Raw genomic sequence first — 13260 nt, 5'->3', positions numbered from 1 at the left:
ATTAGTAACTCTAAGACTTATTAGAGTATAGTGTCTTATTTAAGATTTTCTGAATAAATTTTGTCTTTCTCTCGCAGTAAGTATCAGCATCGTATCTATATTCTTTAGCTAGCTTTGTTTTCAATGCTGCATAATCCTCTAGTGCATCTCTATTTGTTCTAAGATGATTTCTTAATGCAATATGCTCTAAATATCCTTTACCATCTTTAGGACATACATATAAGTGATATGGCATAAATCTATTTTTCACATAACTAAAAGCCTCTCTATCTTCAATGCCTAAATTCCCTTCATGATGATATCCAGCTTCTTCTAACCTCTTCTTTATTTCAGGGAAATTATCATAACTATCCATAACCACATCTATATCGATGATAGGTTTTGCAGAGAGCCCTTCCACTGAAGTACTTCCAACATGTTCAATTGATAAAACTAAATCTCCAATATAAGAATCTAGCATGTCCCTTATTTTTTCAAATTCTAACTTCCATTTTTCATTATAAGGCTCAATAACAATAACTTTTGTTCTAATTGACATAGATTTATACCTCCTTTACACATCTAATGTAGTACACCTTACCCCTACTTATTTTATATTTGCTTCATAATGCTCTTCATTAAGTCTCACTATTTCAAGTTCTTTTATATTCTCATTCAATTTTAATGCTAAACTTTGAATTCCAAAGAACTCAGTGAAAGTATGACTACCGATGATAAGATTTATCCCTTTAAACTGAGCATATTGAATGGTATACAAATTACATTCACCTGTAATGTATACATCACACTTATTTTCGACGGCTTCCTTAAGGCAATCTGTTGGCCCTCCATTACCACAGACTAAACCTACCCGCTTCACTTTTTCGTCATTAAACTTCCAAGATTTAACTGGTTCTTCAAGTAGATTTTCAATTTTTTTTACTAATTCATTAAACTCAATTTCTTCATCATATTCTGCCACTCTACCAAAATATAATCCTTCCCATTGGTGGGTTCTTTTAACATTTTCTAAATTCAATTTTTTTAATAGACTATCATTTGTTCCAAAGTTACAGTCATCAAGTGGCAAGTGATTATAGTAATGACTTATACCATACTCTTCCAATCTCTCTCTGCATGCCTCTTTTAATCCATATATTTCATCCCATGCATCGTGATGTGTCACCATCATATCAACTCCATGAATTCTTGCTTCCTCTATAGTTTCAAGGGTTAGGTTAACACAGTATCCTAATTTTTTAACTTTTTTACCTGCATGATATGTGATCCCAGATTCATTAGAAAAGATTTCCTTACTTGTTACATTAAAAAGTTCATTAATTCTTTCAACAATATGTGAAACGTCCATATACTTCCCTCCATTTTCTTCCTTGCATTCAGGTATATTTTCAACTGTAGTACATAAACTTGTACGAGTTAAACAATGACTAATAATTGCAAAAACAATTATCCTAGTCTTAAAAATTTCATTGCCTATAAAATTAAATGTTAAATCACCATCTATAAAAGGTACTAAAAATGTCCATATTAAAAAGTCTTAACTTCTTTTCTATCTATATCAACAATTCGAGTTCTAGTATCAGCTTTAGATATAAATATTTCTTCTCCATTACTATCTATGCAATAGGAAATAGGAATAGATATACCACAATTTCTATATGAACCATCTGCATGACTTGTTCCAATTACAATGGTTTTATAGATTCTAGCAATATTTTTCGCCTCTGTTATCCACTGTTGAAATTGTTCATCACTAAACATTCCTACACCAATTGGATGAGCAATAAAGTTTATAGTTTCATTAACTCTTTGTAAATCTCTAACACCTTTCAAAATTTCCATACATAGTAAATAACCAATATTCATTTTATTATAATTAACCACTAAAGGATTATATAATTTCTCATTATCATCTGGTGGTGTTTTAACTCTCTCTAATATTTTCTCTCCATGATTATTGATTATTACTGCTCTATCTTTGTTATTCATTCTATAAGACGTAATAATCATCACTCTATATTCTTTTGCAATGTTACAAACATCCTTTAATAATTCTTCATTAGCTAAATACCCTTCAGGATATAGTACAATATCAACTTCTCTATTATTTATTATTTCATTACTAATCTGCTTAAGCCCATTTTCATGTAGTGGTTGTCCTATTAATATCTTCATCTTCGTTCCCCATTCCGTAGTTAAATACTACCTTGCCATTAGTTTAATCATAGAACCCTCTACTAATTTAAATCATTTAAAGATTTAATTATAGGGTACTTACTTTCAATATCATTCCTATCATATCTATCAATTAGAATTGGAATCATACCAAAATCTTCTGCCGCAATAAGATTTGATTCACTATCATCTATAAAAATTACTTCCTCTGGTTTTACTCCGATTTCTTCAATAGCTATTTTAAAAAGTACCTTTTCAGCTTTATAGGAGCCATAAATTGATGACATAACAAATGTAGAAAAATATTTTCTTAGACTCTTATTAATAAATACTCTTTCTAAGGATGGCCATGTATCTGAGACAACCCCTAAAATATATTTATCTTTTAATCTTTGTAGCCCAGGTTCCACATCATCAAAAAAATAAAATTTATCATCATTATATACATTATCACTTGCCAAAGAATTAATTATTTCCTCATTTATACTCGCATACTTTATTTCTTTTAGTACTATTTCATAAAACTCCTTGAACATCGCAAATTCATCTTCTTCTGTTTTTACTAATAACATTTTATTAATATGATCACAGGCTTTATTCATTGCTTCACTTAATTGATCTTCTGTATATTGAAAACTTGTTTCATTAATAATATTAAAGAAGTTAGGTGTAATAAACCAATGTCCTGTCCTAGGTGCATTTAAGGTTCTTCCCGAATCAAATAAAATAGCTTTAATGTTGTTCATATTCATTATAAATTTCCTCCAAGCCCACAGTAAACATTTTCATTGTTTCTGTGTATAAATAATTACGATTCTAAATTAAATACTGTTGCTATCCTCATTGTTCAACTTTTTTAAAATAATATCTAGCTTTTCATCTATTTCTTTATTTCTATTAACAAAGTTTTTACACCATTTTATGCCTTTATATATAGCTATTAAAATTAAAAATATTAAAATAACATTTATAATAGAAATTATTATTATCTTATTATCTATCTCCATCTATAGATTCCTTTCTTAATTTAAAATACTTATTTATTTTCCTTCATATTAAATTCTTTTACATTTAACATAATTATGGAATTTTCTATTTCTCCATCAACTGTTGAATATCGAAGGCTGAAATAAAGATTATTCTTAATAAGACCCAATTGTTCTTCATTGAATAATTGTTGTGAACTGATTTCTCCTATACTTTTATTTAACAAAAGTTCATCAGATAAAGATATTCCTTTATTGTCCATTTCCATTGAAACTGTTTTTAATAAAACTACATCTTTATCTCCTTCTTTATCTAAATAGATACTTTCAGAATATGATTCAATTTGTTCTTCTTTGCTTCCTATATACTGTATATTACCGCCACTAACTATATGTTTATTAGGAGACATAATAATTAATCCATCAGTTATTCTTATATCTGTGTTTTCTCCCTGAAATGAATACACTTTAAATTCTTGTTTATCCATCTTAGTTTTGTACCAAATAGTTGTACCAATGAATACTATATTAGTTATAACTAGAAAAAATACAATCCAAAGTATAAATTTTCTCTTCATACATCTCTCCTCCCTATTTTACTACCAAATCAGCATTTTCAATTGGTGAATAATCTAAGATATATTTTTCTTCCGCTGGGAAGTAACGCCTTTCATATTTGCATTTTATATCCTTTAATCCACCTATATACCCATCTCTTTTTATAACTCTACTTAATCTAACTTCTTGTGGTACATCAAGATAAATTATAAAATCTAAATACCTTCTTATCTCTTTTCTTTGTAGAAATATCCCTTCTAAAAGCAAAACAGTACCATGTTCTATTAAAACTTGTTGTTTAATATATCCATCATTTTCTTTATCATATAACTCTATTAATTTATATATTTCATCTCCTCTTTTTACAGGTGATAAAATTTCTTTCACTAAATAATCATATCTCCACTGTATATTGTAATAACAATCCCCTTCTTCTTTAGACTCATCATATCTAATATGTTTTGGATGTATAAAGTCATCAATATGCAACACATAAGTATGATACTTTTCCTTTTGTAATTGCACTTTTAATGAATTAACTATTGTACTTTTACCTGCTCCTCCTAATCCATCAATTCCAATAACATAAATTCTATTAGAAATCTCTTGGTTTCTTAATTTCCTTAATAAGCACTCCATATAAGACTCCTAACTAAATATTATTATTTTGCTTCTTTATCATTTCTTCAAGCTTATTCATCCGTAAATTAATCTCCTGAAAATGTTGTAACATTCTTTCTTCATGGTTTTTTATCTTTTCGGGAATGTAAACTGTAATATTATAAATTACCCATAATATTAATATAATTAAAATGTATTCCAATGCTTTGCCTCCTACATAATATCTAATTTGTAAATAGCAATTCTTTTATTGCATCTATAATTGCATCTGGTTGAGTTTCATTTATACAGTGATTACTATTTTTAACTACTCTTACATCACTCTTACTGGATAACTCTTTTAACCCACTAGAGAGTTCTTGTGATAATCTTTCAATTCTTTCTGCTTCTATTTTAGGTATTCCTTCTTCAATCATTTCATTAATAGAATAAACTGGGTCTTCAATTAGTACTATTAATGGACAATCTGGAAAATCACCGCATTTACTCATATACTTTACATTACTTCTCAAATCTTTTATTTCAGAGAGTTGATTTATATATATTTCTGGTCTTACATAAAACTCTATAAGTTCCTTTTTTGCATTTATTGGTAATTAAAAATCTGCTTGTGATAATTTAGGTTTCACCTCTTCTATTAATTGTTCTTTACTATACTTAGAATATGTTGTCCATAACTTTATGTAAACTTCATCAGACTAATTATTTTTGTATATTTTTACAATATATAATTATTATACCTTATTATTAACTATATCCCTATAACTTTTACACATTTTTACTCTTTTAAATCTTAAAAATATTAATTATAAAAAATCTAATTTACTTTTTATAAATCATACACTTTAAAATGAATAATGCTATAATTTATTTATTAATGATAATATTGTATTGGAGGGAATTTTAAAATGAAAGTCTTATTAATAAACGGTAGTCCTAATGAAAAAGGATGTACTTATACTGCTTTATGTGAAATAGCAATGGAACTAGAAAAAGAAAATATACAATCAGAAATATTCCATGTGGGCAAGGCTCCTATTAGAGGCTGTATGGGGTGTGGTCACTGCTATAAAAGTGGTAGTGAAAGATGCGTTTTCAATGATGATACTGTTAATATTGCTTTAGAAAAAGCTAAGGATGTTGATGGATTTATCTTTGGTTCTCCAGTTCACTATGCTGGTGCTTCTGGTATGATTACATCATTTTTGGATAGATTTTTCTATGCAGGTAGTGGATTTGAATATAAACCTGGGGCTGCTATTGTAAGTTGTCGTAGAGGTGGTTCCTCTGCTACCTTTGACCAATTAAATAAATACTTTACTATATCAAACATGCCAATAGTTTCTTCACAATATTGGAATATGGTTCATGGCAATACTCCAGAAGAGGTAAAACAAGACCTTGAAGGTATGCAAACAATGAGAACTCTTGGTAAAAATATGGCTTGGCTATTAAAATCTATAGAGGCTGGTAAAAAAGCCGGAATATCCTTACCTAAAAAGGAAGAAAAATTAAGAACCAACTTCATAAGATAAAATGAAAACAAAAGTGCTTTTCAAAATATCTTACTAATTTCATGTAAGATGTCTTGCCAAGCACTTTCAATTTATTTATATAAAGTTCACTTTACTCTTCATATCCTTTTGGATTTTGGCTTTGCCATCTCCAAGAGTCTTCACACATTTCTTTTATGCCCTTTTCAGCTGTCCAGCCTAACTCTTCATTAGCCTTTCTTGGTTCTGAATAACAGGTCGCAATATCACCAGGTCTTCTTGCAGTAATTTTATAAGGAATTTCTCTTCCACTAGCCTCTGAAAATGCCTTAACTATATCAAGAACACTATATCCATTTCCTGTTCCTAAATTATAAGTTACAAGACCTGAATTAGTTTTTAATTTTTCTAATGCTTTTAAGTGACCTTTAGCTAAATCTACTACGTGAATGTAATCTCTAACTCCTGTACCATCTGGTGTGTCATAATCATCCCCAAATACACTAAGCTCCTTAAGCTCACCTATAGCAACCTTTGTAATAAAAGGCATTAAATTATTTGGAATACCACATGGATCTTCTCCAATAGTTCCACTTTCATGGGCCCCTACTGGATTAAAGTAACGAAGTAATGCTATATTCCATGAATTATCAGAGCTATATAAATCTCTTAAAATTTCTTCTAACATTAGCTTTGTTCTTCCATATGGATTTGTAGCAGATAGTGGTGCTTCCTCTGTAATTGGAATAATTTTTGCATCTCCATAAACAGTAGCTGATGAGCTAAATACAAAATTTTTAACTCCATATTTTCTCATTAATTCTAAAAGTACAAAAGTGCTAGTTAAGTTATTGTGGTAGTACTCTAGGGGCTTAGCCACAGATTCTCCCACAGCCTTAAAGCCTGCAAAATGAATTACTGAATCTATAGTATTTTCACTAAAAACCTTGTCCATATCTTCCTTGTTTAAAACATCATATTTATAGAATTTAGGCTCTTTTCCTGTAATAGCCTTAATTCTATCCTTTACTAACTCTTTACTATTACTTAAGTTATCTACAATAACAACTTCATACCCCTCTTTTAATAGCTCAACAGTAGTATGACTACCGATATAGCCCATTCCTCCAGTTACTAAAACTGCCATGTAATACACTCCATTCTTAGTTAATTTATGTCGAATTTAAATTTATATCATAGCATTTAACCATATTGACAATGCTCAGATAAATAACTTCGTATACAATTATATCTCAAATTGTAAAATTATTAAAGTAAAAAAGAGCTATTAGTTAAGCTCTTTATTTAAAACCATCAAGAATTCCTTCATAGTATCTTTATCTACACTATAAAAAATTTTATTATCTACCTTTTCCATATATACTAATTTAGCTACAATTAAAGCATTCATGTGATAAGAAACAGTAGCTGTAGTAAGAGAAAGAGCCGCTGCAATCTCCTGTCCAAACATAGACTTTTCCTTAAGCATCTTCATAATATTAAATTTACTTTTATCACTTAGACACTTCAATCTATCAATTAGGATTTTTTCCTCATTATCATTTCCTATAGAATCACTCAAAAGTTCATAAAACTTCCATCCAAAGTACATATATTCTCTTCTTTTATTATTAAAAACAGGGCTTATGGTTGATAAAAATGATACTGAATTAAATCTAATTATACTTGGAAAGATATAAATATCATCTTCCCACTGATCAAAGATTTTAATACCTGTGGAATCAGAGATAAATTTAGGATTTTCTTTAATTAAATCTCTAAGATCATATATAAATTTTTCTACTTCTTTTTCCATAACCTTAAAAGCTTCCTTAAATACATCTATAGAATTTATAATCATATCAATAAGTTCGCTTAAATACTCCTTTGGATTTTGAGAAATAACCGTAAGCCACCACTTAGATTCACTGTCTAAAGTACATCTTTCTATAAGATAAGGCATAAATTCTTTTTCTGCATCTAAGCTAGATAAATCATCCTTATCAGGAAAATCATCTCTAAGATAATCATCTTGACATAGAATTTCCTTCATAGCAAGTTCCTTTAGTTCCATGGAATCTAAATTGCGAATTCTATTGCGTCCCTCAATTAGTTCCTTCTCGGTTATGTTGTTAACAAAAATACTAGCTATACAATGTGTTTTTTCATGAACTTCACTAATATCATTAAAGAATATCTTAAGTCTATCCATAGGTATCTTATTTCTAGTCTTAAATTTTTCGATAAATTTAAAAAAGTTTTTTAAATCCTTATTTATATATTTATCTACATCTTGGTCATACTTTTTAAAACTGTCCTTCAGCTTGTTAACTATTTTTTCTTCATTAACTATAAAATAAAGAGTATTTTTCACTTCCTCAATTAAATTAATGTTATTCTCTACTATATATTTCATATGAAACTCCTTCTCTCGTCCTTCAGATGAGTAAGTTCCAATAACTAAATCAAATATTTAGATTGTCACTTAAATTTCTTGCATGCTTTTATTATAACGTTGACATAGGAATAATACCACTGTACCTATTCCGAATATTAAGAATAGTTGAGCTGTGGTTAAGAATACACAAAGACTCCCTACTACTAACGATCCTACTGGTGTAGCTGCCATGCATAATGAATTAAGTATTCCTGCTGCCCTTCCCAAATATTGTTGTTCTGTTTTTTGCATAAAAGTTATATTTACTATCATCATAAATATACTAGCAGATGCGCCAAATAAAAAGGCTAATAAAATGATAGTTCCATAAAGGACTAAATCAACACCTATCATAGGTACAAATGCTAAAGATAAATATGCAATTCCTATGATTACCCCTGAAAGTATAAATAAATTAATTCCTTTAAATTTTTCTGCTATTTTAGGATATATAGCACCACCAATAAGCATCCCTGTAGTTAAGCTAAAACTAATCATTGCAACTACCTCAGGACCCTTTAACAACTCCTCATTTACATATGCAACTCCTAAAGTGTTAAAAGGTATCATAAATAAATTAATTAATGCGGCAAATATGGTTATTGACATCAAAACTTTACTAGTCTTTAAATAGATAAATCCATCCTTTAAATCTACAAAGTACCCCTTCATATTTAACTGTTGCTTCTTTAAAATCTCTTCTTTATATCTAACCATAGCCATAAATATTCCACAGAGAAAAAAACTAACTGCATTAACAATCATTCCGCCACCAATACCAATAACTGCAATGATTCCAGCCGCCACTGCAAGACCAACTAACTCCACAATTCTAGATAAAGTAGATTGTACTGCTCTTGCATAGGCAAACTTTTCTTTTTCAATAATTAGTGGATAGGCTGCTATTGCTGCTGGTCCTTCAAAGGACTCAAAGGTAGAATTCATGAAGGTAAATATAAATAAATGATATGGCTTAAGTATGTCAAAGATAAACATCAATGCTGTGATAGTTACTACAGTGGCTCTTCCTAAATTACAAATGACAACTACATTTTTTTTCTTTTTATAGTCTACAAACACACCAGCAATAGGTTGAAGCAATATTGTTGGAATAGCATTAACCCCAAAAATTAAAGCCATTAACGCAGTACTGCCTGTAATCTCATATACCATCCATCCATAAGCAATGGTATCAATAGAATCCCCAAATCTTGAAATCAGATTACCAATGATAAATAAGCAAAAATTTTTATCCATAAGTATGTCCTTATATCCTATTTTTTTCTTTTCTACAGCTAAATCCATAACTATACCTCCCTTACATAATTTATATATTATTAAATTTTTTTCCTATTATTAGTTTATGATTATGTTAGATAATTGTCAATACCAATTAGATATATATCTAATATAAATCAAAAATAAAAAGGGCAAGAAGTATTATTCAACATCACCCTTTATTAAGGTGTTTTGCTACTTCTCAACCCTTTATTTCTTAATCATTTTTTTCTTCATTGTTATCTAAACATTTTAAAAATAGCTCTACTAGTTCTGGATCAAATTGCGTACCTGCACATCTCTTTAATTCTTTAATAGCCTCTTCTTTATTCATAGCCTTTCTATATACCCTATCATGGGTCATTACATCATAGGCATCAGCAATAGCAATAATTCTTGCCATAAGCGGTATTTCTTCTCCTGCAATGCCTAAAGGATATCCACTTCCATCCCATTTTTCATGATGAGTTAAAACACATTTTGCCACATTAATTATTTCACTAGAAGCATTGATTATTCTAAACCCCTTCTCCGCATGAGTTTTCATCACTTCAAATTCATTTGTTGTAAGTGGACCTGGTTTTAAAAGTATATCTTCCTCTATAGCAATTTTCCCAATGTCATGTAGTCTAGCTATTATCATTAATTCATCCATTTGGGAACTCTTAAAACCATATCTCTTTCCTATTTCCAATGCGTAAGATTCTACTCTTTCAGTATGTTCTTCTGTTTCCATGTTCTTAGCTTCTAAACTCTTTTTTAACGAGTTCATCATAGAACTCCTAACACTATTATGTTCTAAGAGTTTTTGCCTATACACTCTCTCTTCCACTTCTTTAATGCACTTATCAATATTTTCTTCTAGAGAGTGCTTAACAACTTCACCAAGGGCAATGCTAAGTTCAATGTAACTATAATCATCCTTCTTACACTCACTTCTTATTTTTTCTACCATTCTTTCACAAGAATATTCATTACAATTTGGTAGAAGTATCATAAATTCATCTCCGCCCCATCTAAAGACAAAACCTTTATCACCACAAGCTTTATTAAGAACTCCTGCTATGCTTTTTAATAACTTGTCTCCTTCTAGATGTCCTAGGGAATCGTTAACTAACTTTAAACCATTCACATCTCCCATAATTATTCCTAAAGGAAGGTGCTGCTCATTATTTAATTCTCGAATTTTTTCTTCAAAATAAGTTCTGTTATATATTCCAGTTAAAGCATCATTATAACTCAAATATCTAAGCCTATCCTCTAATTTTTTTTGGCTAGTGATATTTCTAGCTAGCCCAACAATTCCCCATACTTCTCCATCTTCATTTATAACAGGAGCTTTAAAACTTTCTTCTATAACTCTATTCCCACTAATGTCTAGCGTCATTCCTTCAATATATTTTGCTTGTTTATTTTTCATTATTTCTTTATCAATTTTAATAAAATTCTCTGCAACTTCTTTATCTGGATAAATTTCTAAATCACTTTTTCCAATTACATCATCTACTCCAAATTGTTTATAATAATCACTAAAGTTTTTGTTACATCCGATGAATCTTGAATCTTTATCTTTATAAAAAATAGCTTCTGGTAATGCATCTATAATAGTTCTGAGAATGCTCTTTTGATTTTGAAGCTCCATTTCTCTTCTTTTTTCATCTTCAACATTTACAATAATTCCACCTATAGCATTAGTTTGACCTTCTTCATCTGTAATTGGAAAAGCATAACACTCTTCTTTTATCTCTCTAGTAGTCTTATCATATGCATCTATTTGTAGCTTCTTTAAGCTTTCCTTTGTTTTTTTATTATATACGCTTACTACTTCATCCGGAAAGATTCCTTCATAGTTCTTACCTTTTACATCCTCTAAATTGACATTGTATTTTCTTTCAAAAGCCTTGTTAATAAATATAATTTTTTTATCTTTGTCTGCAATCCATGCAGACCATGGCATATTCTGTAAGTACAATTCAGCTAACCCCATATTTTTCCCCCATATTTATTCCCAATAATTCATCTTCACCTTATTCTACCACTTTTTTCCCTATAATATCTACATTTTCTTGTCATACTATGTATTTTTATTCATCCTATATTTATCTAATCTCAGATCTATACACTATTTAATATAAGTCTATACAAGCTTATAATATATACTCATATTAAATTTTCTTATACTATTTAATATGAGTATATCATCCAAAAGGACAAAGGAAATTATCTCCAAGTTATTTTGCCTATTAGAAGCTTATTAATTTCTATATAGCCCTCTAATTATCTTTTTCCTTTTCTTCGTAATTCCTTTTGTAATTTAATCTGAAATCTAGGATCATTAGCAATGTAGTAACTTAAAATATCACTTATAGTTTCTCCATCTAACCCTTCAATTCCACCTCTTTTATCTACTTCATCTTCTATAATATCTAAAATATATTCTTCTAGAATTTCTCTTGTTAACTCCTCTCTCTCTCTTATTTCTTCTTCCCTTTCCTCTCTTTTCTCTTTTTCTTCATCAGCTTTTAATCTTTCTTCTATTGATATATATTTATTATTTCTTTTCTTTTGTTTTTTCCTCTTTTTCTTAATTTTACACAAAAAACACCCCATATTAATCCTCTCTCTTTAAAATTCTTTCATTATAAACTTCACCTACTAATCCTTTCTAATTAATATCTTCCCTAAGAACTCTATTTATATAGTAAACTCCATATCTTTGTTATAACCTGTTCTAGCAATCAAATATCTTTTTAATATTTTAGAAGTGTATACTCTAAAATTTAAGGAGGGTTCTATTTTTATAGAATAACCTTCACTAGTTATAGCTAATCTAAGCTCTTCTATGGTATAACATGGATTGTCTAGTTTAGTATATATCCCACCCAATTGTAATGGAGTGTGACTATCGCTACCTGTAATTACATTAACTCCTATTTTACTAGATAATTCATATAACTCTCTTCTTACCTCTTCTTCACCTTTTTTGAATATATCTTTAGCATTTAAATCTATAGCATCTAATCTCTTTAATAGTTCTTCAGGATGATTACATAACCTATGTCCTCTTCTAAAAGGATGTGCTCCTATTTTTAAACATCCATACTCATCAGCTAAATCTAATAACTCTTTAAATTCCACTAAGTTTTCTCTATTCATATAAGGTTCTAGCCTTTCATGAATCTCTAATATAGCCTCTCTCCTTCCTACTAAAACAACATGTCCCTTATCCTTTATGCTCACTTCCATAGCAGGAAAAACAGAAACTCCTTTAACTAAATACCTATGATCTTTGTATTCATAGTTTTCTTCAAGATATTTATATATTTCTTTAAAATTTATAGCATTAAAATGTTCACACATAATTATTCCACTTAATTCACATTGCTTTGCATATTCAATTTCCTCATTAAAAAATCTCTCATTAAAATCTTTTCTTTTACTCAACAATCCATGGACATGAAAATCTATGTTCATATTAACTTCTCCTCTTAAAATTAATGATAAAATCTAGAATCTAAACTGTAAACTCCCTCTTCTTATCATTATATAGAAATAACACCAGTAAGTTCCCCATATCTGAGTTGCTTCTCATCCATTACACAATCGAGTAGGAGGAAAATAATTATTTTATTTTCCGTCCTCTCACACCACCGTGCGTACCGTTCGGTACACGGCGGTTCAATAGAATTACCTATATCTTAAATAACTTTCA

16 protein-coding genes are annotated in these 13260 nt (G+C 29.2%); 1 reads left to right on the top strand and 15 read right to left on the bottom strand.

Annotated elements, in window-relative coordinates:
• Positions 1–10 precede the first annotated feature (10 nt).
• The 9 genes from ACTNBA_RS07300 to ACTNBA_RS07260 form a co-directional block, all read right to left on the bottom strand.
• A complete protein-coding gene (locus tag ACTNBA_RS07300) occupies positions 11–538 on the bottom strand; it encodes a GrpB family protein (protein WP_441073243.1) in 528 nt (175 codons plus the stop codon).
• 48 nt (positions 539–586) lie between these two features.
• On the bottom strand, positions 587–1348 hold the full coding sequence (locus ACTNBA_RS07295) for a Nif3-like dinuclear metal center hexameric protein (RefSeq protein ID WP_441073242.1): 762 nt from the start codon (positions 1346–1348) through the stop codon (positions 587–589).
• Positions 1349–1527: 179 nt separating this feature from the next.
• Positions 1528–2175 (bottom strand): hypothetical protein, encoded by a 648-nt coding sequence (locus ACTNBA_RS07290; RefSeq protein WP_441073241.1) that lies wholly within the window; start codon positions 2173–2175, stop codon positions 1528–1530.
• 62 nt (positions 2176–2237) lie between these two features.
• The gene (locus ACTNBA_RS07285; protein ID WP_441073239.1) at positions 2238–2927 is read right to left on the bottom strand and encodes an HAD family hydrolase; all 690 of its coding nucleotides are present in this window, start codon (positions 2925–2927) and stop codon (positions 2238–2240) included.
• Positions 2928–2996: 69 nt separating this feature from the next.
• A complete protein-coding gene (locus ACTNBA_RS07280; protein ID WP_441073238.1) occupies positions 2997–3182 on the bottom strand; it encodes a hypothetical protein in 186 nt (61 codons plus the stop codon).
• A 29-nt stretch (positions 3183–3211) separates the two neighbouring features.
• Positions 3212–3739 carry a hypothetical protein gene (locus ACTNBA_RS07275; RefSeq protein WP_441073237.1) on the bottom strand — a complete coding sequence of 176 codons (528 nt, stop codon included), beginning with the start codon at positions 3737–3739 and terminating at the stop codon, positions 3212–3214.
• A gap of 13 nt (positions 3740–3752) precedes the next feature.
• Positions 3753–4358 carry an adenylyl-sulfate kinase gene (locus ACTNBA_RS07270; protein WP_441073236.1) on the bottom strand — a complete coding sequence of 202 codons (606 nt, stop codon included), beginning with the start codon at positions 4356–4358 and terminating at the stop codon, positions 3753–3755.
• Positions 4359–4371: 13 nt separating this feature from the next.
• Positions 4372–4542, bottom strand: a complete 171-nt coding sequence (locus ACTNBA_RS07265; protein WP_346885481.1) for a hypothetical protein — start codon at positions 4540–4542, stop codon at positions 4372–4374.
• 22 nt (positions 4543–4564) lie between these two features.
• Complete coding sequence (locus tag ACTNBA_RS07260) at positions 4565–4831, bottom strand: hypothetical protein (RefSeq protein ID WP_441073235.1); 267 nt, start codon at positions 4829–4831, stop codon at positions 4565–4567.
• A gap of 417 nt (positions 4832–5248) precedes the next feature.
• On the opposite strand from ACTNBA_RS07260, the gene ACTNBA_RS07255 reads away from it, so the two are divergent.
• On the top strand, positions 5249–5875 hold the full coding sequence (locus ACTNBA_RS07255; protein ID WP_346897855.1) for a flavodoxin family protein: 627 nt from the start codon (positions 5249–5251) through the stop codon (positions 5873–5875).
• Between the two features lie 91 nt (positions 5876–5966).
• On the opposite strand, the gene galE is transcribed toward ACTNBA_RS07255, so the two are convergent.
• From galE to ACTNBA_RS07225, 6 genes are all read right to left on the bottom strand, one after another.
• A complete protein-coding gene (galE, locus tag ACTNBA_RS07250) occupies positions 5967–6980 on the bottom strand; it encodes a UDP-glucose 4-epimerase GalE (RefSeq protein WP_441073234.1) in 1014 nt (337 codons plus the stop codon).
• A 141-nt stretch (positions 6981–7121) separates the two neighbouring features.
• Entirely contained in the window at positions 7122–8249 is a 1128-nt protein-coding gene (locus ACTNBA_RS07245) for an ArsR/SmtB family transcription factor (protein ID WP_441073233.1), read from the bottom strand.
• Positions 8250–8318: 69 nt separating this feature from the next.
• The gene (locus ACTNBA_RS07240; RefSeq protein WP_441073232.1) at positions 8319–9575 is read right to left on the bottom strand and encodes an MFS transporter; all 1257 of its coding nucleotides are present in this window, start codon (positions 9573–9575) and stop codon (positions 8319–8321) included.
• A gap of 190 nt (positions 9576–9765) precedes the next feature.
• Positions 9766–11535: a sensor domain-containing diguanylate cyclase/phosphohydrolase gene (locus ACTNBA_RS07235; RefSeq protein ID WP_441073231.1), complete on the bottom strand. Its 1770-nt coding sequence runs from the start codon at positions 11533–11535 to the stop codon at positions 9766–9768.
• A gap of 290 nt (positions 11536–11825) precedes the next feature.
• The gene (locus ACTNBA_RS07230; RefSeq protein ID WP_346885474.1) at positions 11826–12158 is read right to left on the bottom strand and encodes a hypothetical protein; all 333 of its coding nucleotides are present in this window, start codon (positions 12156–12158) and stop codon (positions 11826–11828) included.
• Positions 12159–12242: 84 nt separating this feature from the next.
• The gene (locus ACTNBA_RS07225) at positions 12243–13022 is read right to left on the bottom strand and encodes a PHP-associated domain-containing protein (RefSeq protein WP_441073230.1); all 780 of its coding nucleotides are present in this window, start codon (positions 13020–13022) and stop codon (positions 12243–12245) included.
• Positions 13023–13260: the final 238 nt, after the last annotated feature.

Origin of the sequence: Clostridium sulfidigenes, assembly GCF_052067195.1 — a bacterium.
Lineage (GTDB): Bacteria > Bacillota > Clostridia > Clostridiales > Clostridiaceae > Clostridium_J > Clostridium_J sulfidigenes.
The sequence above is the reverse complement of the archived record's forward strand: the minus strand, read 5'-3'. Positions and strand labels throughout refer to the sequence as shown.